This window comes from Streptomyces asoensis (assembly GCF_013085465.1).
Classification (GTDB): domain Bacteria; phylum Actinomycetota; class Actinomycetes; order Streptomycetales; family Streptomycetaceae; genus Streptomyces; species Streptomyces cacaoi_A.
In genome coordinates this window covers 7,628,300-7,651,821 of sequence record NZ_CP049838.1, presented here as the reverse complement: position 1 = coordinate 7,651,821, position 23,522 = coordinate 7,628,300, and the positions used below count along the sequence as shown (strand labels likewise).

22 protein-coding genes and 1 pseudogene are annotated in these 23,522 nt (G+C 71.3%); 12 read left to right on the top strand and 11 right to left on the bottom strand.

Annotation, left to right across the window (positions count from 1 at the left end; genetic code table 11):
• Positions 1-298: 298 nt before the first annotated feature.
• The 6 genes and pseudogenes from G9272_RS34350 to G9272_RS46475 all read left to right on the top strand — a co-directional run bounded on the left by G9272_RS34350 (position 299) and on the right by G9272_RS46475 (position 5,752).
• Positions 299-3,547, top strand: coding sequence for a sensor histidine kinase (locus G9272_RS34350; RefSeq protein WP_171400114.1), 3,249 nt, complete (start codon positions 299-301; stop codon positions 3,545-3,547).
• Positions 3,544-4,020, top strand: coding sequence for a roadblock/LC7 domain-containing protein (locus tag G9272_RS34345; protein WP_171400113.1), 477 nt, complete (start codon positions 3,544-3,546; stop codon positions 4,018-4,020). Before G9272_RS34350 ends, G9272_RS34345 begins: the two co-directional genes overlap by 4 nt.
• Before the next feature lie 31 nt (positions 4,021-4,051).
• On the top strand, positions 4,052-4,495 hold the full coding sequence (locus G9272_RS34340; RefSeq protein WP_171400112.1) for a DUF742 domain-containing protein: 444 nt from the start codon (positions 4,052-4,054) through the stop codon (positions 4,493-4,495).
• Entirely contained in the window at positions 4,482-5,081 is a 600-nt protein-coding gene (locus G9272_RS34335; protein WP_020125271.1) for a GTP-binding protein, read from the top strand. Before G9272_RS34340 ends, G9272_RS34335 begins: the two co-directional genes overlap by 14 nt.
• 163 nt (positions 5,082-5,244) lie before the next feature.
• A pseudogene (locus G9272_RS46480) lies at positions 5,245-5,493 on the top strand (RidA family protein); the annotation flags it as partial.
• Positions 5,494-5,584: 91 nt separating this feature from the next.
• Positions 5,585-5,752 carry a hypothetical protein gene (locus tag G9272_RS46475; RefSeq protein WP_437184333.1) on the top strand — a complete coding sequence of 56 codons (168 nt, stop codon included), beginning with the start codon at positions 5,585-5,587 and terminating at the stop codon, positions 5,750-5,752.
• Here the strand turns inward: G9272_RS46475 and G9272_RS34325 are convergent.
• The 4 genes from G9272_RS34325 to G9272_RS34310 form a co-directional block, all read right to left on the bottom strand.
• Positions 5,749-6,417 carry an ABC transporter permease gene (locus G9272_RS34325; protein WP_171400111.1) on the bottom strand — a complete coding sequence of 223 codons (669 nt, stop codon included), beginning with the start codon at positions 6,415-6,417 and terminating at the stop codon, positions 5,749-5,751. The genes G9272_RS46475 and G9272_RS34325 overlap by 4 nt on opposite strands.
• Positions 6,414-7,130: an ABC transporter permease gene (locus tag G9272_RS34320; RefSeq protein ID WP_171400110.1), complete on the bottom strand. Its 717-nt coding sequence runs from the start codon at positions 7,128-7,130 to the stop codon at positions 6,414-6,416. The genes G9272_RS34325 and G9272_RS34320 overlap by 4 nt, the downstream gene beginning before the upstream one ends.
• On the bottom strand, positions 7,127-8,281 hold the full coding sequence (locus tag G9272_RS34315; RefSeq protein WP_171400109.1) for an ABC transporter ATP-binding protein: 1,155 nt from the start codon (positions 8,279-8,281) through the stop codon (positions 7,127-7,129). Before G9272_RS34315 ends, G9272_RS34320 begins: the two co-directional genes overlap by 4 nt.
• Before the next feature lie 82 nt (positions 8,282-8,363).
• Positions 8,364-8,762 (bottom strand): hypothetical protein, encoded by a 399-nt coding sequence (locus G9272_RS34310; protein WP_171400108.1) that lies wholly within the window; start codon positions 8,760-8,762, stop codon positions 8,364-8,366.
• 136 nt (positions 8,763-8,898) lie between these two features.
• Here G9272_RS34310 and G9272_RS34305 point away from each other — a divergent pair, with 136 nt between their 5' ends.
• Complete coding sequence (locus tag G9272_RS34305; protein ID WP_171400107.1) at positions 8,899-9,759, top strand: dolichyl-phosphate beta-glucosyltransferase; 861 nt, start codon at positions 8,899-8,901, stop codon at positions 9,757-9,759.
• The gene (locus G9272_RS34300) at positions 9,756-11,888 is read left to right on the top strand and encodes an ArnT family glycosyltransferase (RefSeq protein ID WP_171400106.1); all 2,133 of its coding nucleotides are present in this window, start codon (positions 9,756-9,758) and stop codon (positions 11,886-11,888) included. Before G9272_RS34305 ends, G9272_RS34300 begins: the two co-directional genes overlap by 4 nt.
• Before the next feature lie 252 nt (positions 11,889-12,140).
• On the opposite strand, the gene G9272_RS34295 is transcribed toward G9272_RS34300, so the two are convergent.
• Genes G9272_RS34295 through G9272_RS34285 form a run of 3 tightly spaced genes read right to left on the bottom strand, consistent with a single transcriptional unit; the run spans position 12,141 to position 14,943 of the window.
• Positions 12,141-12,854 carry an FAD:protein FMN transferase gene (locus G9272_RS34295; protein ID WP_171402290.1) on the bottom strand — a complete coding sequence of 238 codons (714 nt, stop codon included), beginning with the start codon at positions 12,852-12,854 and terminating at the stop codon, positions 12,141-12,143.
• Positions 12,855-12,876: 22 nt separating this feature from the next.
• Positions 12,877-13,587 (bottom strand): FMN-binding protein, encoded by a 711-nt coding sequence (locus G9272_RS34290; protein WP_171400105.1) that lies wholly within the window; start codon positions 13,585-13,587, stop codon positions 12,877-12,879.
• A gap of 18 nt (positions 13,588-13,605) precedes the next feature.
• Positions 13,606-14,943, bottom strand: a complete 1,338-nt coding sequence (locus G9272_RS34285) for a ferredoxin reductase family protein (protein ID WP_171400104.1) — start codon at positions 14,941-14,943, stop codon at positions 13,606-13,608.
• A gap of 152 nt (positions 14,944-15,095) precedes the next feature.
• Between G9272_RS34285 and G9272_RS34280 the strand changes: the two genes are divergently transcribed.
• From G9272_RS34280 to G9272_RS34270, 3 genes are all read left to right on the top strand, one after another.
• Positions 15,096-15,788: a response regulator transcription factor gene (locus G9272_RS34280; protein ID WP_171400103.1), complete on the top strand. Its 693-nt coding sequence runs from the start codon at positions 15,096-15,098 to the stop codon at positions 15,786-15,788.
• Positions 15,785-17,245 (top strand): sensor histidine kinase, encoded by a 1,461-nt coding sequence (locus G9272_RS34275; RefSeq protein WP_171400102.1) that lies wholly within the window; start codon positions 15,785-15,787, stop codon positions 17,243-17,245. The genes G9272_RS34280 and G9272_RS34275 overlap by 4 nt, the downstream gene beginning before the upstream one ends.
• Before the next feature lie 502 nt (positions 17,246-17,747).
• The gene (locus G9272_RS34270) at positions 17,748-18,761 is read left to right on the top strand and encodes a lysylphosphatidylglycerol synthase transmembrane domain-containing protein (RefSeq protein ID WP_171400101.1); all 1,014 of its coding nucleotides are present in this window, start codon (positions 17,748-17,750) and stop codon (positions 18,759-18,761) included.
• Positions 18,762-18,837: 76 nt separating this feature from the next.
• Here the strand turns inward: G9272_RS34270 and msrB are convergent, their stop codons facing one another.
• The 4 genes from msrB to G9272_RS34250 form a co-directional block, all read right to left on the bottom strand.
• The gene (gene msrB / locus G9272_RS34265) at positions 18,838-19,248 is read right to left on the bottom strand and encodes a peptide-methionine (R)-S-oxide reductase MsrB (RefSeq protein ID WP_171400100.1); all 411 of its coding nucleotides are present in this window, start codon (positions 19,246-19,248) and stop codon (positions 18,838-18,840) included.
• A gap of 13 nt (positions 19,249-19,261) precedes the next feature.
• A complete protein-coding gene (murC, locus tag G9272_RS34260) occupies positions 19,262-20,647 on the bottom strand; it encodes a UDP-N-acetylmuramate--L-alanine ligase (protein WP_171400099.1) in 1,386 nt (461 codons plus the stop codon).
• Positions 20,648-20,823: 176 nt separating this feature from the next.
• On the bottom strand, positions 20,824-21,297 hold the full coding sequence (locus G9272_RS34255) for an indole-3-glycerol phosphate synthase (RefSeq protein ID WP_171400098.1): 474 nt from the start codon (positions 21,295-21,297) through the stop codon (positions 20,824-20,826).
• A 190-nt stretch (positions 21,298-21,487) separates the two neighbouring features.
• Positions 21,488-22,327: a pyrimidine reductase family protein gene (locus G9272_RS34250; protein WP_171400097.1), complete on the bottom strand. Its 840-nt coding sequence runs from the start codon at positions 22,325-22,327 to the stop codon at positions 21,488-21,490.
• A gap of 37 nt (positions 22,328-22,364) precedes the next feature.
• On the opposite strand from G9272_RS34250, the gene zapE reads away from it, so the two are divergent.
• Positions 22,365-23,471 (top strand): cell division protein ZapE, encoded by a 1,107-nt coding sequence (gene zapE / locus G9272_RS34245; protein WP_171400096.1) that lies wholly within the window; start codon positions 22,365-22,367, stop codon positions 23,469-23,471.
• Positions 23,472-23,522 lie beyond the last annotated feature (51 nt).

The window sequence follows — 23,522 nt, the reverse complement described above, 5'->3', positions numbered from 1 at the left end:
TTCGATCCGTGATCACTTGTGCGCGGATCGGTAGATCACCTGTGTACCCCTTTGGAGGCCCCGGAAAGGCCCCGGTACACCGCTTCGTAATGGATTCTTGACGTAGGGCGACGCGCTCGACCGTTCGAATAGGCGATAGTCTCGCCGGAGTTGGCGTCCGCCACAGCAGTCGGCGTCGGCCACAGCGGTGTACGGGGGCCGCTTCCGTATCATTCATATTCGGACACGTGTGTGCAGAAAGTCGGCATGCATGAAAACGCCCCTCGCACGCCCGCAGCACCCCCTTGAAGGAGGCCCGGTGTCCACGAAAGAGGTGGACGCGTCCGCCCGGTCGGCATCCTCGGAACCCACGTCCGCACGCCGGGGCCTGCGGGGTTTCGCCGACCGGTGGCCCTTCCAGCGCAAGCTGAACGTACTCGTCGGTATCCCGCTGACGGTGATCGCGCTGCTGCTGACGTACCTCATCGTCGACCTGGTGCAGGAGTCCAACCGCGCGGAGGACGCCGCCCAACTGGTGCGTGACAGTGCCCAGGTCGCCCAGCTCGTCGCCGAGCTACAGGACGAACACCAGCAGGCGATCCTGCTCTCCGTGCGGCACGAGGCGTCCTTCGACGGCGGCACCCCCTCCACCGACGGCTACCGGCAGGCGCAGGCCGCCGTGGACGCGCAGGTGCAGAAGGTGGTCGACGCCTTCGGCGACCGGCTGCCGGACACCGAGGTGCAGGCACTGAAGGAGGTCCAGGGCCTGGCCGGCCTGCGGGCCACCATCGAGCAGGGCTACCTGCCCGCCGACAACATCGACCCGGCGTACTCGGGTGCGGCCGACGGCCTCATCGACGGCCTGGGCCTGGACCGCAACGCCGACCTAGCGACGACCTTCACCGGTAACCTCCTCGACTCGCTGCTGCGCGCCGACGCCGCGCACGGCGCCTTCGAGACCGGCGTGTTCTCCGCCCGGACCGGCGACAGCAACGCGCTCATCGAGTTCACCGGCGCGGTCGGCTCCTACGAGCTGTTCACCTACCAGGCCGAGCGGTTCGAGCGGTTCGCCAACGAGACGCAGAACGAAGAGTTCGGCGGCATCGAGCACAACGCCTCGCAGGCTTCGATCGGCCAGCACTACGCCGAACTGGCCGTGGACCCCAGCGCGTTGCAGGCCGAGTCCAAGGCCGACATCCGTACGGCGTTCCGGGCGGCCATCGCCTCCTACCCCGACTACAGCGCCCAGGCCCGGACCCGGCTGAAGATCACCGCGTCGCTCATCGACCAGATCGCCGACCGGGCCGACGACACCGCCTCCAGCGCCCAGTGGCGCGCGGGCCTGCTGCTGAACCTGGCGCTGCTCAGCTTCGCCCTGTGGATCGCCTTCTCCATCCTGGTACGCCGCTCCGTGGTCCGCCCGGTGCTGGCGCTGACGGGAGCCGCCCAGGAGGTCGCCGACGTCGCGGGCCGCGAACTCGCCCGCGTCGCCGACGACGACGCCGAGGAGTCCGGGCCCCCGCGGCTGCGTGAGCTGCCGGTCACCGCGGACGACGAGATCGGCGAACTCGCCGAGGCCTTCAACAACGTGCAGACCACCGCGGCCGCGCTGCTGGAACGCCAGGTGCTCAGCCGCCGCAACGTCGCCGAGATGTTCGGCAACGTCGGGCGCCGCGTCAGCAACCTGACGACCCGTCAACTTGCCCTGATCGACGCGGTGGAACGCGGCGAGACCGACCCGGCGCTGCTCGAACGCCTCTACTCCATCGACCACATCGCGGTCCGTCTGCGCCGCAACGCCGACAGCCTGATGCTGCTGGCCGGTATCCGCGAGACCGTCCTGGACGCCGGACCGACCGAGCTCACCAACGTCGTACGCGCCGCGCTGGGCCAGATCGAGGGCTTCCAGCGGGTCCGGCTGCGTGCCGCGACCGAGGCCCTGGTGGAGCCCGACATCATCGGCGACCTCACGCTGATGATCGCCGAACTCCTCGAGAACGCCGTGTCGTTCTCGCCCGAGGGCAGCCCCGTCGAGGTGGTGGTCGGCTCCGACGCCGACGGCGCCTCGATCACCGTCGCCGACCACGGTCTGGGCATGAGCGCAGAGCGCCTCGCCGAGGAGAACTCCCGCCTCGTACGCCGCGAACGCCTCGACGTCGTCCCGACGAAGGTGCTCGGCCTGTTCGTGGTCGGCGCGCTGGCCCGCCGCTGGGACGTCGACGTCACCCTCTCCCGCACCCCGGGCGGCGGCGTGACGGCGGAGGTGCTGATCCCCTCGACGCTGCTCCTGACGATGAGCGAGCTGGGCCCGGTGGGCCGGCCTGCCTCCACCGGCACATCCCCGGCCCCGGCGACGCTCGCCGCCCCGTCGGCCCCCGCGGCCGGCCCCTCGCCGTCGTCCTCGATCCCGTCCACGGTTCCGTCCTGGGCCACGAACGAGGACGATCCGACCGCACTCCCGCGCCGGGTCCCCCGCCGCGATCCGTCCCCGGACGAACGCGAGGCCGAGGCTCCGCTCACTCCGGTGGCCGGCACCGACGACCCGACGCGCGACATCGCCACGACGGTGACGGGCGCCTCCGCTGAAACCGACGAAACCGGTATCTCGATCCGTACGGCGGAAACCGGTTCCTCCAGCCTTACCGCCGGAACCGATTCCGCTGCCTCGGGGCATGCGGCCGTAACCGCTTCCTCGGACCCTGTCGACGAAACCGGTGTCTCCGCCCGTACGGCGAAGCCCGCATCCCTCGCCGAGCCCGGGACCACGGCCGACCCCGCGGCCCGCGCCTACCCGGCCGGCGTCGGGATCCCGGCGCCCCGCACGGCCGAGGCGACGCTCCACGCACGCGCGGAGGACGAACCCGGGGACCACGCCCGTACGGCGGAGCGCACGACCCCCGCCGGTACGGCGGAGTCGTCGCACGTCCACGCGGCCGGGTCCCGGCCCGCCGCCCGTACGACGGAGCCCGCGCCGCACGCCCACACGTCCGGCCCCGAGAGCGGCCCCGGCGGCACCACGGGCGGCCCCGGCGACTCCGTCCGCGGGACGGAACACGTCGCCGGCGACCGTGGCGCCGAACCGTCCGCGCCCGACCGCGCCGCCGGTCCCGCCGGTCCCCTCTCCGCTCCCGCCCGGGCCGGGGCCGACGCGTTCGCCGTCGGTCCCGACGGTTCCCGTCCGCTGCGTCGACGGGTGCGCGGGGCGACGCTGCGGACGACCGCCGACACCGCCGCCCAGCAGGCCGCGCGGCAGTCCGCCCGCCCCGCCGACGCGGACGCCGTGCGCGATTCACTGGAGGAGTTCGAGGCGGCCGTGGCCCGCGCGCACCGGGACACCGGCGAACACCCTCGCCCCACCGAGTTCCACCCCCTCATCCCCACCACCGAGGACCCGAGCGACCGCCGGAACGACCGCCGGCACGACCACCGTCCCGACGTTTCGCCCGACCGGACCGACCGGACAGAGCCGTCCGACGCGTCCGACCGGACCGAGCCGATCACCGACCAGATCACCGGCCGGGACACCACGCACCACCAGAACCACCTTCCGGAAGGAGCCGAGCAGTGAGCACGTCGACAGGTGAGACTCCCGCCGGAGACGCCAAGCCGACCGACCTGCGGGCCGCCGCAGCCGACTTCACCTGGCTGCTCAACCGTTTCGCCACCGAGACCGCGGGGGTCGTGGACGCCATCGCGGTGTCCTCCGACGGACTGCTGATCGCGGTGTCGGAGCTGCGCGAGCACGCCGACTCCGAACGGCTGGCCGCGATCGTCTCGGGCATCACCAGCCTGGCCGCGGGCGCCTCCGGCAACTACGGCCTGGGCGGCCTGAACAAGGTCATCATCGACCTGGAGGGCGGCCACGTCCTGGTCTCCGCGATCGGCAGCGGCGCCGTGCTCGGCGTCGTCACCGACAAGGAGGCCAAGTTGGGCAACATCGCCTACGAGATGACGGTGTTCGCCAACCGCGCCGGCACGGCGCTCAGCCCGCAGCTCGTCCTGGAACTGAAGAACAGCGTCGGCGTCACGCGTACGCGCTGAGCGCGTGCCACCGTAGAGAGAGCGAACACCGATGGCGGACGGCCGCACACCGCGCGGGGCCGGCGAGGACGGCGTCGCCCCCGTCGGCCCCGCACCCGCCGTCCGGCCCTTCCTGGTCACCGCCGGCCGGGTCGCGGGCGGCGCGGGCGAGGCGTCGCCCGGCCGGACGATGCCCGTGGAGACGCAGCTGGTGGCCACCACCGGCGGGCTCGACGCGCTCGACCGGCTCTCCTTCGAACAGCACGACATCGTCGCCGCCTGCCGCGTCCCGCAGTCCATCGCGGAGATCGCGGCCAGGCTGCGGCTGCACCTGAACGTGGTGCGGGTCCTCGCCGAGGACCTCCGGACGGCGGGGCAGTTGTCGGTGCACGTGCCCGACTCCGGCGTCACCCACGACGCATCCGTTCTGCGCAGGGTTATCGATGGCCTGCGGGCCATCCCCGACTCCCGGGGGGTACTCCGTGACACCGACTGAACCGCTGGTCCGCACCTCGGCCGGCCAGGCCGCCGTACGGCCGCCGCTGCCGGTGAAACTGGTGATCGCGGGCGGCTTCGGCGTGGGCAAGACCACCGCCGTCGGCTCGATCTCCGAGATCGAGCCGCTGACCACCGAGGCGGCCATCACCGAGGTCGCGGCGGGTGTGGACGACCTCAGCCACACCCCGCGCAAGACCACCACCACGGTCGCGATGGACTTCGGCTGCATCACCATCGACCCGACGCTCAAGCTGTACCTGTTCGGCACGCCCGGGCAGGAGCGGTTCGGGTTCATGTGGGACGACATCGTGGAGGGCGCGGTCGGCGGGCTCGTCATCGTGGACACCCGCCGTCTCGACGACTGTTACGCCGCAGTCGACTACTTCGAGCACAAGCAGATCCCGTTCGCCGTTGCCGTAAACGCTTTCGACGGACAGATCGCGCACACGCTGGACGAGGTCCGCTGGGCCCTCGACGTGTCCGAGGGCGTCCCGCTGCTCGTGTTCGACGCCCGCGAGCGCGGCTCGGTACGCGACGCCCTGCTGGTCGTGCTGGAACAGGCACTGGCGCGTTCGGGCGGCTGACGGCGCGCTGGACGGCCAGAGCGTCGGAAACGACTGGAAACAGCTAGAAACAGTTGGTCGGTCAGAAACGACCGGAACAGTCGGAAACAGCAAGGGCAGGGCGATCAGGCCAGAACTGCGGTGCGGGGGAACGACCTTCCCCCGCACCGCAGTCGTTTCCGTCATGAGCCGGCGCGACAGCCACAGCCACAGCCACAGCCACAGCCACAGCCACGACGACCGTACGATCACCAACCCGCCCGCCCTGCACGACCCCACGCCCTTCGGCTACAGCCATGCCGTGTCGGCGCCCGGCGAACTGGTCTTCCTCGCGGGTCAGTACGCCTCGGACGCGTCGGGCGCCCCCGTGCCCGGCGACTTCGCCACTCAGGTGGGGCCGGCCTTCAACCGGCTGGAAGCGGCGCTGGCCGGGGTGGGCCTCGGGCTCCGACACGTGGTGCGGTTGGGCACGTTCATCGTCGACCACGACCCCGGCAGGCTCGAGATCCTGGGCAAGGCCCTGCATGCCCTCCCCCACTCTCGGCTTCGCTCGAGCGGGAGGTGCCCCCACCGGCGAGCGGCTGCCCGCGCAGACCCTGAGCGGGGTCGCCTCGCCGGCCCTGCCGGGCATGCTGTTCGAGGTCGACGCGATCGCCGTACGGCCGTCTCCCCGGGGCCGGGACCTGTCCTAGTTGCTCCGGCGTACCCCCGGCGAGACCGTCACCTTCGCCGCCGCCCAGAACACCGCGAGTGTCGCGAGTGCCATGCCGGCGACCAGGGTGGCGCCGCCCACCACCTTCTCGTAGTCGTGCTGGTAGAGACCGTCGACGATGTAGCGGCCAAGGCCACCGAGGCTGACGTACGCGGCGATGGTGGCCGTGGAGACGATCTGGATGGCCGCCGACCGCAGACCGCCGAAGATCAGCGGGAGCGCGACGGGCAGTTCGACGCGCAGCAGGATGCCGGACTCCCCCATGCCCATGCCCCGCGCGGCGTCCACGGGGGACGGATCGACGGAGCGCACCGCCTCGTAGGTGGTGACCAGGATCGGCGGGACGGCGAGGACGACCAGCGGGATCATCACGGGCAGCATGCCGAACCCGAGCACGATGGTCGTCACCACCAGCAGGCCGAAGGTGGGCAGCGCCCGGCCGGCGGTGGCAACCAGGGAAAGGACGTTTCCGCCCCGTCCGTAGTGACCGGTTACCAGGCCGATCGGCAGCCCGATCACGGCGGCGAGGGCAAGCGCTTCCAGGGAGTACTGGACGTGTTCCCACACGCGGGTGGGGATTCCGTCATAACCGTGCCAGTGCGCGCTGTCGCTGAAGAAGGCGTTTACGAAATTGATGACGTTCACCGGGCTGCGTCCTCCAGGGCGGGCACGGCCGGATCGGGCCGGACCCCGGCGGGCTTGGTCTTTGCGCCGCGCACGCCGCTCGGCATCCAGGGAGTGAGCAGGATGCGTAGAACGACCAGCAGGGCGTCCGCGAGCACCGCCAGAACGGCACTGGTGATCACGGAGTTCCAGGCGAGTTCCGGCCGGTTGTAGATCTGCGCGTCGTGCAGCAGGTTGCCGAGCGCCCCCTGGTTGCCGATCAGCATGCCGACGCTGACGAGGCTGATGCTGGACACCGTGGCCACCCGAAGGCCGGCGATGATGGCCGGCACCGCGATCGGCAACTGGACCTGGACGTAACGGCGTACGGGTCCGAAGCCCATGGCGGTCGCGGCGGCGAGGGTCTCCTGCGGGACCGAACGGACGCCGTCGACGATCGCCGGCACGAGCACGACCAGGCTGTAGATGGTGAGCGGGATCATCACCGTCAGTTCGGTCTGCCCCGTGTAGTCGATGAGGACGACGAAGAAGGCCAGGGACGGGATGGCGTAGAGCACGGTCGTCACCCACAGCACGGGCGGGTACAGCCAGCGCAGCCGCACGCACAACTGGGCGAGCGGGAGCGCGAGCAGCAGCCCGCCCAGCACCGGCAGCAGGGCCTCGCGCAGATGCAGCCCGATGAGGCCGAACCAGTCGTGCTGGAGGTCGCTGGGGATGTCGAAGAAGCGGTTCACCGGATGACCTTCTGGGCGGTCTCCTCGGGCGACGGCTGCTCCTCACGGCCTGCCGCGTGGGCGCCGCGGATGGCCTCGCCGATGGCCGTCTGGGAGACGACGCCGGCGGCCCGGCCCTCGGCGTCCACGGCGACCGCCCAGCCGGTGGGCGACAGGACCGCACAGTCGAGGGCGGCGCGCAGCGAGTCCCGCTCGGCGACGAACGGCCGCCCGTACGGCAGCAGTCGGTCGGCGTCGACCCGTCCGGCCGTCAGTGCGCCGGGCTCGCTCCAGCCGAGCGGACGGCCGTCCAGGCCGGTGACGAGGAGATAGGGGGCGTCGGTCGCGCCACGTGCGGCGATCTGCTCGGCCGTGGAGTCGATCGCGACGATCGGCGTGGTGAGCAGCTCCAGCCCGGCGGAGGAGAAGAACGACAGGCGCCGGATGCCCCGGTCGGCGCCGAGGAAGTCCTCGACGAACGCGTCGGCGGGGTCGGACAACAGCTCGGCCGGCGGCGCGAACTGGGCGAGCCGGCCGCCGGTACGCAGCACCGCGACCATCGTGCCGAGCTTCACGGCCTCGTCGATGTCATGCGTGACGAAGACGATGGTCTTGCCCAACTCGGCCTGGATGCGCAGCAGTTCGTCCTGGAGGCCCTTGCGGACGACGGGGTCGACGGCGGAGAACGGCTCGTCCATCAGCAGTACCGGCGGATCGGCGGCGAGTGCGCGGGCCACGCCGACGCGCTGTTGCTGGCCACCGGAGAGCTGGTAGGGGTACCGCTTGGCGAACGAGGCGTCGAGCCCCACCCGTTCCATCAGCTCCCGCGCCCGCGCACGGGCCTTGTCCTTGCTCCAGCCGAGCATCCGGGGCACGGTGGCGATGTTGTCGACGATCGTCCGGTGCTGGAAGAGTCCGGCGTTCTGGATGACGTAACCCATGGACCGGCGCAGGGTGTTGACCGGCTGCTGACGGCTGTCGACGCCGTCGATGAGGATCGTGCCCTCGCTGGGCTCGACCATCCGGTTGATCATCCGCAGGGTGGTCGTCTTGCCGCAGCCCGAGGGGCCGACGAGGACGGTGATCGAACGGTCCGGTATGTCGAGGGAGAGCCGGTCGACCGCCACCGTGCCGTCCGGGTATCGCTTGGTGACTGAATCTATCCGTATCAAAGCGCCGAATACCCTTCGGGTCTGGCAATTTCTGCCCGCTCTCGATACGAGTTCGGGCCGTTGCGGGGAGAGTCTAGACCGCTTACCCGATCAGCAGTCCGCCACCGGCCCCTTGCGCGTACCGAGCGCTCGCCTCGATGCCGTCCAGGCGTCCGGAGATGTGCCGGCAGTGGCTCTCGACCGTCCGGTCGGGCGAGCGGGTCTCGGCGGCGAGCCGCTCCGAGCAAGCGCGTACTGGAGCGATTTCCGCGGGGAAGGCGGGGATCTCGTCCGGAGCGACGACGCCACCGTGGTGCACGCTCACCAGGGCCGGCAGGAACCGGGCGCCGATCCGGCGGATGGCCCGTGATCCCCGGACCGTCCTGCGCCACGACTCCGGCCCGGCCGGTTCCATGCCGTCGGGCCGGCCGTCCCGCTGCCCGGCCAGGATGTCGAGGTCACCGTCGTCCGCCACCAGGAAGACCTCGCTCGTCAGGCTCATGCCACCAGTGGAGCACGCCACCCGCGCCTGGGTGAAAGGGGTTTCCGCTGTGCGCGACCTGTGAGTCCGCTGATTCTCACTCTTCCCTCAGGACCGGCTCAGGGATCCCCCAGACATGGCCCCGATCGTCATGGCCATGAACGAAACGAACGCGGGAGGCGTCCGGCAGCGGTCGGTCGAGATCGTGGTGCCGGTGTACAACGAGGCGCACGTCCTCGCCGACAGCATCGGCCGTCTCCACGCACACCTCGAAGAGTCCTTCCCGTTCCCGTTCCGCATCACGATCGCGGACAACGCCAGCACGGACGCCACCTGGTACGCGGCGACCGACCTGACGCTCCGTCTCCCGCACGTGCACGCCATGCGCCTGGAGGAGAAGGGCCGGGGCCGCGCCCTGAAACACGTGTGGAACCGCTCCAGCGCAGACGTCGTCGCCTACATGGACGTGGACCTGTCGACAGGCCTGGAGGCGTTCCTCCCCCTGGTGGCCCCGCTGCTGTCCGGCCACAGCGACCTCGCCATCGGCAGCCGGCTGCACCGCCAGGCGTCGGTGGTCAGGGGCGCCAAGCGGGAGTTCGTCTCCCGCTCCTACAACCTCCTGCTCAAGGCCGGCCTCGGCGCCCGCTTCTCGGACGCGCAGTGCGGCTTCAAGGCCGTCCGCGCCGACGTCTTCCGCGCGCTCGCCCCGCACATCGAGGACACCGCCTGGTTCTTCGACACCGAACTGCTTGTCCTGGCCCAGCGCAACGGGCTCCGCGTCCACGAGGTGCCGGTCGACTGGACCGACGACCCCGACAGCCGGGTCGACATCGTCCGCACGGCCGTCGACGACTTCAAGGGCATGGGCCGGATGCTCCGCTCCACCCTCACCGGCCGCACCCGCGTCCCCGCCGTACCGCGCCGCACGAGCACCCCCCAGGTGCCGGCGGCACGCACGACCACCCCCGCCGCCGTCCTGCCCACCGGGGCGAACACCCACCTGGAGTACGCGTCATGACGACACTCGCCCCGCCGCCCGCCCCCGTCCGCGAGGACGGCGCCCGCCACCGGTCGGCCCCGCCCACCGACGGCGGACTCGCCTCCCGAGCCAGGCGTCTGTTCACCGGCGCACCCGAGGACCCGCGCTGGGCCCGTCCGGCACTCTGGGCGATCCTCGTCCTGGCCACCGCCCTCTACGCCTGGAACCTCTCCTCGATCACCGGCAACACCTTCTACGACGCGGCCGTCTACAGCGGCACCAAGAGCTGGAAGGCGTTCTTCTTCGGCGCCCTGGACGCGGGCAGCTTCATCACGGTCGACAAGCCGCCGTTCGCCCTCTGGGTCATGGGCCTGTCCGCCCGCGCCTTCGGGTACGGCACCTGGCAGTTGATGCTGCCGATGGTCGCCGTGGGAACCGGTTCCGTCGCGCTTCTGTACCGGCTGGTCAAGCGGGACTTCGGCGCGGTGGCGGCGACCGTCTCCGCGTTGGCGCTGACGCTCACCCCGATAACGGTCGCCATCACCCGGGACACCAACCCCGACCCGATCCTCGTCTTCCTGATGCTGCTGGGCGCGGCCGCACTGCTGAAGTCCGTGCGCACCGGCCGGCTGATGCCCCTGGTGTGGTCGGGCGTCGCCATCGGTTTCGCGTTCAACACGAAGATGATGCAGGCGTACGTGGTCCTGCCCGCGTTCTTCCTGGTGTATCTGTGGGCCGCGAACGCCTCGCTGGGCAAGCGCATACGCAACCTTGCAGTCGGCACGGTCGCACTGATCGTCTCCAGTGCCTGGTGGATGGTGGTCGTGGATCTCATCCCGGCCTCGTCCCGCCCGTACATCGGTGGCTCGACGGACAACACGGTCTGGGACCTCGTCATCGGCTACAACGGTTTCGGCCGTATCTTCGGGGCGAGCTCGTCGGTGGGCTCGCAGGGCAACGGCGCCGGCTTCGGCGGCGAGGCGGGCCTGTACCGGATGTTCAACGACATCATGGGCGGCCAGATCTCCTGGCTGATCCCCTTCGCGGCGATCGCGCTGGTGGCGGGTCTCGTCCTGCGCGGCCGCGCGCCCCGTACGGACGCCAGGCGTGCCGCGCTGATGCTGTGGGGCGGCTGGTTCGTCCTGCACTACCTGACCTTCGCCCTCGCCGAGGGCACCTTCCACCCGTACTACGTCACCGCCATGGCGCCCGGTATCGCGGCCCTGGTCGGCGCGGGCAGCGTCATGCTCTACAACGCCTTCCGCAACGGTTCCGCGGCGAAGTGGGGCTGGGTGCTGCCGGCCGCAGTGGCGGCGAGCTCGGTGTGGGCGGTCGTCGTGCTCCAGCGGGTCTCCGGCTCCGGAACGCTGTACACGGTCGCCGAGGTGGTGGCCGGTGTGGCGGGGACCGCCTCGGTGATCGGGCTGCTGGTCGGCCGGTTCACGAAGCGGCAGCGGCTGATGGGCGTCGCGGCACTGGCGGCGGTCGTGGCACTGCTCGCCGGTCCGGCCGCCTACTCGGCCTCGGCCGCGACCTCCAGCACCAACGGCACCAACCCGACGGCCGGGCCGAGCACCGGCGGTATGGGGGGCATGGGCGGTGGCGGCGGCCAGCGGCCCAGCGGCGCCGACGGCGGACCGGGAACCAACTCCGGTGAGGCGCCTGGCGGTTCGGGCGACGGCCAGGAAATGGGCCAGCCACCGTCGAACAGCGGCGGCTCCACGGAGTCGGGTACGACCGAATCCGGCACGGCGGAGTCCGGCTCGATCGAGTCGGGTACGGCGGAGTCCGGCACCGCCGACGGTCGCACCGGCGGGGCCATGGGCGGCGGTACCCAGGTGTCGTCCGCGATGATCACGTACCTGAAGAAGAACCAGGACGGCGCCACCTGGCTGGTGGCGGTGGCCACCGACCAGACGGCCTCCTCGATCATCCTGGAGTCCGGTGAGCCGGTCATCTCGATGGGCGGCTGGTCCGGCAGCGACGACGCGATGACGCTGGCCAAGCTGAAGAGCCTGGTGAAGGCGGGCAAGCTGCACTACATCGTCGTCAGCGACAGCGGCCAGGGCTCCTCGAACTCCGAGATCTCGACCTGGGTCAAGGCGAACGGCACGGCCGTGTCCGACTACAGCGGTCTCTACCGCCTGGACGCGTCCGACGTCAGCTGAGAACCACGGGGGCAGCTAGAACCACGGGGACAGAAGAGGCGGGCCGCCGGTTTCACCGGCGGCCCGCCTTCCGCATGCCCTGAAACTTGCGTGAAACCGCTTCACAGCGAGTTGCACCGAAGCAGCCAGATCAGCGACACCGGCGTTGATGACGCGGCTGCGGCCGGTATCCCCGCCCCGACGTCCAGGCGAGGACCGTCGCGGCCCAGCCGAGCAGCCACAGGGCCGCTCCCAGGGCCGCCGCCTCGACGCTCACGCGGCCGCTGCCCCCGCCGTCGGGAACCCGCCGGTGCGCAGCACGCGTCCGCCGGGCAGCACGGCGTACACCTCGCAACCCTCCCGCACGGCCGCCCACTCGACGCCGTCCGCACCCATGGCGAAGGCGGCCGTGGCGACCGTGTCCGCCTCGGTGAGGGTCGGCGCCACGACGGTGAGGCTGTCGAGGCCGGTGGCCGGACGGCCGGTGCGCCCGTCGAGGATGTGGTCGCCGCGCTCGTAGCGGGCGGAGGTCGCGACGGCCCCGTCGGTGAGGTCGAGGACGGTGCACAGCCGGTCGGCGATCTCGGGATGCCGTACGCCGACCCGCCAAGGCCCGCCGGAGACGACCACGTCACCCCCGGCGTTGAGGCAGAACCGGCTGAGCCCGGCCCCGGTCAGCAGCTCCGCCGCCCGCTGCACGGACCAGCCCTTGACCACCGCGCAGGGATCCAGACCGCGGCCGGGCAGCCGGATGTCGAAGGCGCCGCCGGTGGCCACCCGGTACCGCTCGCAGATGTCGAGCACCTCCACGAGGTCGGTGCTCAGCTCGTCGGCCGGCAGCTCACCCCGGTCGTACCGGGAGACCTCGCTGTCGGCCTTGAACGGGCTGAACCGTGCGTCGACCTCGCGCAGCCACGCGAACACGGCGTCCCCGGTCTCGTCGGGGACGACGGTGTCGTCGACCCGCAGCGAGACCGGGAACCCCATGACGTGTTCGACGCGGTGCACGTCAGGCGCCCTTCGCGTCGATCGCGGCCTGGAGCGACTCCTTGTAACCGTCGCTCGTGATCGTCGCGCCGGAAACGGCGTCGATGTCCGCACTCTGCGCGGTAAGCGTTTCCGCAATCAGCTTCGGCACCGCCGCGGTCGTCTGCGGATGATTCGGCTGCTTCAGCATCTCCACAGCCGTGATCTTGTCGCCCTCGAAGGTGACCTGGACCTGGACATCACCCTTCTCCGTAGCCACGGTCGAGCCCGCCACGGTCTGCGACGCCGAGGCAGCTGCCGAAGCCGAGGGGGACGCCGAGGCGGCGGCCGCCTCGGCGTCGATCGCGGCCTGGAGTGACTCCCTGTAGCCGTCGCTCGTGATCGTCGCGCCGGAAACGGTGTCGATGTCCGCACTCTGCGCGGTAAGCGTTTCCGCAATCAGCTTCGGCACCGCCGCGGTCGTCTGGGGGTGATTCGGCTGCTTGAGCATCTTCACAGCCGTGATCTTGTCGCCGTCGTAGGTGATCTGAACCTGGACGTCGCCCTTCTCCGTGGCCACGGTCGTACCGGTGAACGTGGTCGATCCCGAGGAGCCGGAGGAGGACGTGGAGGAGGACACGGAGGGCGTCGAGGCGGCCTCGGTGGTGGATGTCGTACCGGTCGACGGCTCGTAGCGCCAGACCGGGATCAGACCCGCCACGGACAGGACCAGGACAGGTATTACTCGCTTCACAGTGTTTTCTCGTATCTCTCATCCAGCCAGGCTGAAGCGTTCGAAGTGGATCTGCGGCTTGGGCACGTCCAGCTCGCGCAGGGTGCCGAGGACCGCGTTCATCATCGGCGGCGGCCCGCACAGGAAGACGTCCCGCTCCGCGATGTCCGGTACGAGCGCGGAGAGTTCACGCGGCGCCAGTCGGTCCGGCACCGGCGGTCCGGTGACCAGGTGCAGCTCGGCGCCCTTGGTCAGGGCGAGTTCGCGCAGCTCGTCGTAGAGCACGGCGTCCCGCTCGCCGGCCACCCGGTAGATGACCACCGCGTGCCCGTGGATCTCCTCGAGGAGCGCCCGGATCGGGGTGACACCGACGCCGCCGGCGATGAGCAGGGCCTCGGGCCGGGTGCGGTGCATGGCGGTGAAGGCGCCGTAGGGGCCCTCGGCGAAGACGCGGGTGCCGGGCTTGAGGTGGCGCAGTCCGGCGGAACCGTCGCCGGCCGCCTTCGCGGTGAGGCGCAGCCGGGTGCCGTCGGGCGCGGCCGAGAGGGAGAAGGGGTTCGCCTGCCACCAGCGGTCCTTGGTCAGGAACCGCCACAGGAAGAACTGGCCGGCCCGGGCGGGCAGCCGGTCCAGGTCACGACCGGTGATGTAAACGCTTACGACGTTGTCGGCCTCGGGAACAACGGCCTCGACGCGCAGCTGGTGGCGCCAGTTCCGCCACAGCGGCAGGGCCAGCCGGCCCAGGAACACCGAGCCGAGGGCGACGCCCCACACCACGTACCAGTACACCGTGGCGGCGGACGACGCGGTGAAGGTCGTCCCGACCGCGACCTGGTGCGTGAAGGCCAGCACCACGGCGACGTACGCGTACAGGTGGATGAAGTGCCAGGTCTCGTAGGCGAGGCGCCGGCGGGCCCAGCGGCCGGAGGCGCCGCCGATGGCCAGGATCAGCACCATCGCGACGGCGGCGCGCAGCACGCCCTCGACGGTCTCGGCGAGGTCGACGAGCTGGCTCACCGGGTTCATCGACGAGGATTCGGCGTAGCCGAAGGTGATGAACACCACATGGCCGGCCAACGTCCACAACAGGCCGAAACCGGTCCACCGGTGCCAATTGGTCAGCCGGTCCATGCCGATGCGGCGGTCCAGCCAGGGCAGCCGGGCGATCAGCAGCAGTTGGAACGCCATCAGCAGGGCGCTGTACAGGCCGGCGAAGCGGCCGATCACGACCAGCGCGTTGGAGGCGAAGCCCGCCTGGACGGCGAAGAGGGTCACGACGGCCGCGTTCGCGGCCAGCACGGCGTACAGGCCGGTGCGGGCCACTACTTTGGGACGTATCGCCGTGGGGGGTACGGGAGGCGATTGGACGGTCGTCACGGACGGAAACTCCTAGTTCGGGTCCTCAGAACACAGAGCTTGTCCGTGCTTCGCTGTCGTTTTCCTGTCGTGCAACTTTCAAGATCTTATCGATTCGCCCGCGCGTGAGACGCGGGTCTGGCGCTGCGGGGTGCGTGGCGCACTATGAGCAGGTGGAAAAAGTACGACTCCTCGTCGTGGACGACGACCCGCCGATCGCCGATCTCGTGGCGACGGTCGCCCGCTACGAAGGCTGGGACGCGGTCACCGCGAACTCGGGTGCGGAGGCGCTGCACCGCGCCGCCGACTTCCACCCCGACATCGTGGTGCTCGACCTGATGCTGCCCGACATCGACGGCTTCGGCGTGCTCGACCGGCTGCGGCACAGCGGGACGATGGTGCCGGTGGTGTTCCTGACGGCTCGCGACGGGGTCGCCGACCGGGTCGCGGGGCTGACCCGGGGCGGGGACGACTATCTGGTGAAACCGTTTGCCGTGGAGGAGTTGATGGCCCGGCTGCGGACCGTGCTGCGGCGCAGTGCCGGTCCCGGTGTCCAGCGCTCCGTGCTGCGGGTGGCGGACCTCACCATGGACGAGGACACCCGGGAGGTCCGGCGCGGCGGAAAAGCGCTGACGCTGACACCCACCGAGTACGAGGTGCTGCGCTACCTGATGCGGAAGTCGCCGACCGTGCTCACCAAGGCGCAGATCCTCGACCATGTGTGGGAATACGGTTTCGGCGGTCGTTCCAACGTCGTCGAACTGGTCGTCAGCCGACTGCGTCGCAAGCTCGACACGACGGGCGACGACCCGCTGATCCAGACGGTACGCGGTTTCGGGTACGTGATCCGGCAGGCGGCCGAGTGATCGGCCGCTTCTGGCACGCGTACCGCAGAATGCGGCTCGGCACCCGGCTGGCGCTCGGCCTGGGCGCGCTGTCGCTCGTCGTGTTCGCGGTGGTCGGCGCCACGCTGACCATGTACATGCGGGACTACCTGAATCATCAGCTGCGGGACCAGATCAAGCTGGTGCAGGTCGTCCAGTCCAAGGACGCCAAGGCGCACGGCGTCGTGGAGCGCAAGCCGTACTACGGCTGGTACACGGCCGTGTACGACGTCTCGCCGGGCTCGGCCGTGCTGCGCAAGCCCGCCGACGTGCCCTCGGACACCACGGCGCTCACCGCCCTCGCCCGGCGGATGGAGGATGTCGACGCCGAGGTCACCCGCACGGTACGGATCGACGGCGAAGGCACCTATCTGCTGCGCGCCTGCGAGGTCTCGCCCGGTGTCGTGCTGGTCAGCGCCGCGCCGACGGAGGACATCGACGGCACCGTGCGTCAGCTGATCACCATGCAGGTGGTCGCCTTCGGCCTCGCCCTGCTGGCACTCGTGGTGTTCGGCCGGCGGATGCTGAAACACGGTCTGAAACCGTTGAGCGACATGGCGCACACCGCGCACGGCATCGCCTCGCACGACCTGACCGAGTCGGCGTCCCGGCTGCACCTGCGCGCGGACGCCCCCGGCGGCGGTCCGGAGGTCGAGGAGCTGCGCACGGCCTTCAACACGATGTTGCAGCACATCGACGACTCCCTCGCCGTGCGGGCGGAGGCCGAACAGCGCCTGCGCCGTTTCGTCGCCGACGCCTCGCACGAACTGCGCACGCCCCTGATGTCGGTACGCGGTTACGCGGACCTTTTCCAGTACGCGGCCGCCAACGCCCCCGAGGAACGTGACAAGCACCTGGCCCGCCTGCGCGCCGAGGCCGCCCGGATGGGGTTCCTCCTCGACGATCTCCTGCTGCTCGCCCGCCTGGACGCGGCCGAGGTGGAGACGCCCCTTCGGATGGAGAACGCCGACCTGGTGGAGCTGGTCGAGCAGGCGGCCGACGCGTTCCGCGCGAGCCACCCCGGCCATCCGCTGACGGTGTCCCCCGGCCCGGCCGTCGTACCGCTGCGGATGGACCCGCACCGCATCCGCCAGGTCCTGGACAACCTCCTCACCAACGCGGCCGTGCACACCCCGGCCGGGACCGCGGTCCGCGTCGAGGTCACCGTCTCGCCGGACACGGCACACGTCCACGTCACCGACAAGGGCCCCGGTATCCCGCCCGGCGACCGCGACCGGGTCTTCGACCGGTTCTACCGCGTCGACAAGGCCCGCAGCCGCGACCGCGGCGGCAGCGGCCTCGGCCTGTCGGTCGCCCGGTCCCTGGTGCGGGCACACGGGGGCTCGCTGGAGCTGGGCGACGAGGAGGGAGCCACGGTGTTCACGGTGACGCTGCCGCGGGGACCGGTCCCGACCGGGCGGGGCACCGTAGACCGCTAACGCGGTAACGCGGTAACGCGGTAACGCGGTAACGCGGTAACGCGAAGAAATCGGTGATCCGGGAGTCTCTGCGCACGGCACGACACGACGTCGGCCGCCGCGCCCGCGGCAACCGCAACCGCAACCGCAACCGCAACCGCAACCGCAACCGCAACGATCATCCCGGCAGGGACCGACCGTACTGCGGGCCGGTGAACCTCGGGACGCGTCCGGGATGAACCCCGGGGGGTACGGGCAGAAATCCCACAGCCTCACCGCGCTTCCCCCCGCCTCACGGCACCTCACAGCACCCCGCTTCACAGCACCTCACCGCACCCCGCCTCACGGCACTCGCCGCACGGCACCCCGCCTCACCGCACTGCGGTCGCCCTTCGGCCCGCACTCCGTCGGCTTACGGACACCGCACCGTCACACCGGAGGGGAACGACTTCCCCGTCCCCTCCCCAGGCCCGATCCGTCGCGCCGCCGCGCGCGGTCACGACGCGGAAGGACGACGTGCGCCGTGTCCCTGCTGCCCCTCGACGACCCCGCGTCCCCGCCCCCGCCGCAGCCCCCGCTCGCGGAAGACCGCCGCCGCCCTCTGGCAGCCACCGCCACCCGCCGGGCCCTGACCCTGTCCCCGATCGTGCTGCTCGCGGTGTGGGCGGCGGTCGACTGGCATGCCGTGCGAGACGGCGCCGCCCTGCTCGCCACCGCCGACCCCTGGTGGCTGCTGGTGGGGCTCCTCTTCACCTACCTGGGCTCGGTCGCCGCGGCCTGTGTCCGCCAGGGGGCGATCCCGGACCGGCTGCCACCGGGTCTGCTGGTGGCCTCCCAGATCGCCGCGGGCGCCGCGAACCACATACTGCCCGCGAGCATCGGCGCCCACGCGGTCACGGTCCGCTTCCTCCAGCGCCAGGGCGTCGCCCTCCCTCGCGCCACCGCCTCGATCGCCCTGTACTCCCTGGTCAGAGCCGTGGCGAAGACACCCGTTGTGCTGATCTTCCTGCTCGCCACGCCCAGCGCCGTACCCCCCGCCAGGCTTCTCCCTGAGGGACGGACGCTGCTCCTGGCCGCCGCGGGCATCCTGCTGGCCCCCGCGGCGACCGCGGCGCTGCTCGTCCTCGTCCGGCCGCTGCGCCGCCCCGCACTGGACTTCGTCCGTACGGCCCTCACCGACGCCCGGCATCTGCACACCCGCCCCGCCCGCTTCCTCCCCCTGTGGGGCGGAGCGATCGCGGCGCCGCTGATCCAGGCGAGCGTGGTGGCGTCGGTGGGAACGGCGTTGGGCCTGCCCCTGTCCTGGCCGCAGCTGCTCTTCGCGTTCCTCGCGGCGAGCACCGCGGCCGGTGCCGTCCCCGCACCCGGCGGCATCGGCCCGGTCGACGCGGCGCTGGTCCTCACCCTGGCCGGCTACGGCACCCCGCTGCCCCTCGCCACGGCGACGGTCATCGGCTACCGGGTGCTGACGGTGTGGCTGCCCATGCTGCCCGGGATGCTGGTGCTCTCGGCGCTGGTACAGCGCAAACAGCTGTGAGCCGTCGACCTCCTCGGCCGCCCTCGCCGTCAACCGGTCAGCCCGGGCCGGCCGCCCTCGCCGTCAGCCCGGGCCGTCAGCCCTCGCCGTCCTCCGCCAGCCGCAGCGAGATGCTGTTGATGCAGTACCGCTGGTCGGTCGGGGTCCCGTACCCCTCGCCCGCGAACACGTGTCCGAGGTGCGAACCGCACCGGGCGCACCGCACCTCGGTGCGCAGCATCCCGTGCGAGCGGTCCTCGATCAGCTCCACTGCTTCGGTGTCCTTCGGGTCGAAGAAGGACGGCCAGCCGCAGTGGGAGTCGAACTTGGTCTCGGAGGTGAACAGTTCGGCACCGCAGGCGCGACAGGAGTAGACGCCCTCGGCCTTGGTGTCGGTGTACTCACCGGTGAACGCGGGCTCGGTCGCGGCCTGCCGCAGTACGGCGTACTCGGCCGGGGTCAGCTCCGTCCGCCACTGCTCGTCCGGCTTTTCGACGTCGTACGACATGAGCCTCAGCCCCTTACTGGGAAAGACGGTCCAGAATGTGCGGGCCCAGGTCCGTCACGTCGCCCGCGCCCATGGTGAGAACGAGATCACCCGCCTTCGCCATTCCCGCCACGACCTCCGGTGCCAGGTCCTTGTCGTGCACCGCGGTCACGTCCGCGCCCGCCGCCCTGGCCGCGTCGATGATCAGCTCGCTGGTCACGCCCGGGATCGGGTCCTCGCGGGCGGGGTAGATGTCGAGGACGACGGAGGCGTCCGCGAGGGCCAGCGCCTGCCCCATCTCCTTGCCGAGTTCCTGGGTCCTGGAGAACAGGTGCGGCTGGAAGAGGACGAGGATGCGGGCGTCGCCGACCGCCGCGCGCATCGCCTCGAGGTCGGCCGTCATCTCCGTCGGGTGGTGGGCGTAGGAGTCGATGACCTGGACGCCCGCCGCCTCGCCCTTGAGCTGGAGCCGGCGCTTGACGCCTGTGTACGCGGCCAGGGCGGGGGCCAGTTCCGCGGCCGGGACGCCCAGGGCGACGCCCGCGGCCAGCGCGGCGACGGCGTTGTGCGCGTAGTGGCGGCCGGGCACGGAGACCGTGAAGGTGAGCTGCTGCCCGTCGAGCAGCACGGTCACCTCGCTCTTCAGCCCCTGCGGGACGACGGACAGCACTCGCACGTCGGCGTCCTCGGCCTCGCCGTACGTCACGACCCGCACGCCCTCGACCCGCCGGGTCAGTTCCCGCGCGCCCTCGTGGTCGGCGGCGATCACCAGGGTGCCGCCGGGCACGATCTTCTGGGCGAAGGTCTCGAAGGACGCGTAGATCTCGTCCATCGAGGCGTAGTTGGCGTGGTGGTCCAGCTCGACGTTGAGGACGATGGCGACCTCGGGCGCGTACTTGTGGAAGCTGCGGTCCGACTCGTCCGCCTCGGCGACGAAGATCTCGCCCTCGCCGTGCAGCGCGTTGGAACCGGGCGCGTCCAGGTCGCCGCCGATCGCGTACGAGGGGTTGAGGCCCAGCTCGGACAGCGACACCGCGAGCATGGACGTGGTGGTCGTCTTGCCGTGGGTGCCGGCGACGGCGATCGGCCGCGTCCCGTCCATCAGCCGGGCGAGCGCGTCCGAACGGTGGACCACCGGAATCCCCAGCTCGGCCGCGCGGGCCAGCTCCGGGTTGTCCGCGCGGATCGCCGACGACACGACGACACAGCTGGCGTCGTCGGCCAGGTGGCCGGCGGCATGGCCGATGTGCACGGTCGCCCCGAGTGCCCGCAGCGCCGCCGCGGTCTCGGACTCCTTGGCGTCGCTGCCGGCCACCTTCGCGCCGCGCTGAGCCAGGATCTTCGCGATCCCCGACATCCCCGCCCCACCGATGCCGATGAAGTGCGGTCGGTCCATGGCGGTAGGAAGGCCGGGTGCCATGCGTGTTCTCCCAGGGTGCGCTACGACGGTTCGGTGCGCCCCCACCCTATTGCGCGAGGCGCACCGGACCCACCCAGGGGCGCGGGGCCGTATCGATGTACGACCGCGCCGCGCGGTCGCGAGCGGCCACAGCGCACCCGCACCCGCACCCGCACCGACACGTCACAGGGGTCCGCTCACGCCTTGCTGTGCGAGAAGAGCTTCAGCACCGGCACTCCCACCTTGTGTCGAGCCCGAGAGGCCCAGTCCCGGTGGAAGAACTCCTCGACGTAGTGGGGGTCGGTCAGCACGATCACCTCGTCCGCCCCCGCCTCCGCCACCAGCGATTTCAGCGCGTCCAGCGGATGGTCCTCGACGAGACGTCCCACCGCGTCGTGGCCCGCCGCGTGCAGGGCGTGCAGGGACACCTCCAGGGCCCGTACGCCGAACCCCTTCGCCTCGTCCCCCTCGGGCGTATCGCCCTCCCGCGCCGCCTCGTCCAGTTCGCCGAGAGCCACGTCGTCGATGGCCCGCAGCAAGCGGTCCGCCTGGTCGCCGCGCGGCTGGAGCAGCACCTGGAAGGTGACCGGCTCGTCTCCGTGCAAGGTGCTGACGAACTCCACGTCGGCGGACGTCAGGGCCTTCTCGATCATCAAAACGCTTGTGAACACCAGCGCCCCATTCTCCTTCGAGGACCCCCGTGGCCCTCTCTCCTCCGTGGGCCGTCGGCGGCCCTGCGGAAACCATCCTTCCCCGTGTGCGCACGGGGACTGCGAGATTCAGTGTGCCCGCCGGACGCCAAACGGAACGGTTGATTCCGCCCTTTCGGGACCGACGGTGACGATCGAACTCCTATCCGCATCACGGCCGTCGATACCTGCCGAACAGGAAACCCTCCTCCTCCAGGAGGGAGACCAGCGCGAATCGCCGCGGCACCGCGACCGACGGTCCGCCCGCGATCCGCTGCGCGTCGCCGACGGCGAGCATCGGGGAGACGGTCAGACAGAGCTCGTCGAGCACCCCGGCAGCCACGAACTGACCCAGCAGCCGGGGCCCGCCCTCCGTCAGCAGCCGGGTGTGCCCGAGCTCGGCGAGCGCCCGTACGGCCCGGTCCGGCTCGATGCCCATGCCGTCACCGGCGATCACCACGCGCGCGCCCGCCTTCTCCGCGGCCGCCACTCTGTCGGGGGCCGCCGCGGCGCCGGTCAGGATCAGGGTGGGGACCAGAGGCGAGGTGAAGAGCGGGAGCGAGAAGTCCAGGTCGAGGCTCGCGGTGACCACCGCGACGGCCGGTGCGGGCCCCTGCCCGGCCGCCTCGCGCCGCCCTGCGAACTCGGCACGCGCGCGTGCGGGACGGTACCCCTCCAGACGCACCGTTTCCGCGCCCACGACCACCACGTCCGCGAGCCCGCGCAGCGTGCCGAAGATCCGCATGTCGGTGGCGGTCGAGATGGGCTGGGAGCGCCCGTCGTGCTGGGCGGCGCCGTCGAGCGTGGACACCATGTTGGCCCGCAGCCAGGGCCTCGGCTCGCCGGGTCCGGGCTCGGGGTACGCGTAGGCGTCGGCGAGCTCGTCGAGGCTCCACTCGCGGTCCTGGGCCGCGCCGCCCCCCGCACCACCGCCCTCGCCAGGGGCCCCGGGCGGCCTGCCGCCGGAGTCGGTCGTCACTGTCTGGTCGGTCACAGGGAACAGCCGTCGCATGCCAGGCAGTCTGGCACGCCCCGTAGCATGGGGAACCGTGTCGTCCTCCTCCTCAGCCCCCGGCCTCAGATCGATAGCCGACGCGGCCCCGGTGTCCCTCTGCACCCGCCAGCCGCATGTCCCCGCGGACCGGCTGGTCGCCGAGATGGTGCCGCCGCCACGCTTCGACTCGGTCCGATTCAGCACCTACATCCCGGATCCGAACCAGCCCAGCCAGACCGAGGCGGTCGGCGTCCTTGAGCGGTTCGCGACCGGACTCGGCGGAGCGCACGCCACCGGTGGCGCCAGGCGGGGGTTCCTCGGCTTCGGCAGGTCCAAGGCGCCCAAGGTCCCCGCCGGGCCGCGTGGCGTCTACCTGGACGGCGGCTACGGCGTCGGCAAGACGCACCTGCTGGCGTCCCTGTGGCACGCCACCCCGGCCGAGCCCGCCCTCAAGGCCTTCGGCACCTTCGTCGAGCTGACCAACCTGGTCGGCGCCCTCGGCTTCCAGCAGACGGTACGGACCCTCTCCGGGCACCGGCTGCTGTGCATCGACGAGTTCGAGCTGGACGACCCGGGCGACACCGTCCTCGTCTCGACGCTGCTCGGCAAGCTGGTCGAGGCGGGCGTCGCGCTCGCCGCCACCTCCAACACGCTCCCCGGCAAGCTCGGCGAGGGCCGGTTCGCGTCCGCCGACTTCCTGCGCGAGATCCAGGGCCTGTCCGCGCACTTCCGCGCGCTGCGCATCGACGGCGAGGACTACCGCCACCGCGGTCTGCCCGAGGCGCCGGCACCGTACTCCGACGAACAGGTGACGAAGGCGGCGTACGCCACCGAGGGCGCCTCGCTCGACGACTTCCCGCATCTGCTGGAGCACCTCGCCAAGGTCCACCCGAGCCGTTACGGCGCGCTGACGGATGGCCTGAAGGCGGTCTGCCTCACGGACGTGGGGGCGGTGCCCGACCAGTCCACGGCTCTGCGGCTGGTGGTCCTGGCCGACCGGCTCTACGACCGCGAGGTCCCGGTCCTGGCCTCCGGGCTCCCCTTCGACCAGTTGTTCAGCGAGGAGATGCTGAACGGCGGCTACCGCAAGAAGTACTTCCGCGCGATCTCCCGGCTCACCGCGCTGGCCCGCGACGCCAAGCGGCTCGTCGAGCCCCAATAAACGATCTTGGCCGCCCGGTCAAGAGCCTGTTCGCGCCAAGAACACCTCCCT

What these genes read in the sequence shown, in the direction of transcription:
- G9272_RS34295 (WP_171402290.1), bottom strand. Translation starts at nt 12,854, where the DNA reads ATGGGGTTCCCGGTCTCGCTGCGGGTCGACGACACCGTCGTCCCCGAC.
- G9272_RS34300 (WP_171400106.1), top strand. Translation starts at nt 9,756, where the DNA reads ATGACGACACTCGCCCCGCCGCCCGCCCCCGTCCGCGAGGACGGCGCC.
- G9272_RS34310 (WP_171400108.1), bottom strand. Translation starts at nt 8,762, where the DNA reads ATGAGCCTGACGAGCGAGGTCTTCCTGGTGGCGGACGACGGTGACCTC.
- murC (WP_171400099.1), bottom strand. Translation starts at nt 20,647, where the DNA reads ATGGCACCCGGCCTTCCTACCGCCATGGACCGACCGCACTTCATCGGC.
- G9272_RS34305 (WP_171400107.1), top strand. Translation starts at nt 8,899, where the DNA reads ATGAACGAAACGAACGCGGGAGGCGTCCGGCAGCGGTCGGTCGAGATC.
- G9272_RS34250 (WP_171400097.1), bottom strand. Translation starts at nt 22,327, where the DNA reads ATGCGACGGCTGTTCCCTGTGACCGACCAGACAGTGACGACCGACTCC.
- G9272_RS34340 (WP_171400112.1), top strand. Translation starts at nt 4,052, where the DNA reads ATGGCGGACGGCCGCACACCGCGCGGGGCCGGCGAGGACGGCGTCGCC.
- G9272_RS46475 (WP_437184333.1), top strand. Translation starts at nt 5,585, where the DNA reads ATGCCCTCCCCCACTCTCGGCTTCGCTCGAGCGGGAGGTGCCCCCACC.
- msrB (WP_171400100.1), bottom strand. Translation starts at nt 19,248, where the DNA reads ATGTCGTACGACGTCGAAAAGCCGGACGAGCAGTGGCGGACGGAGCTG.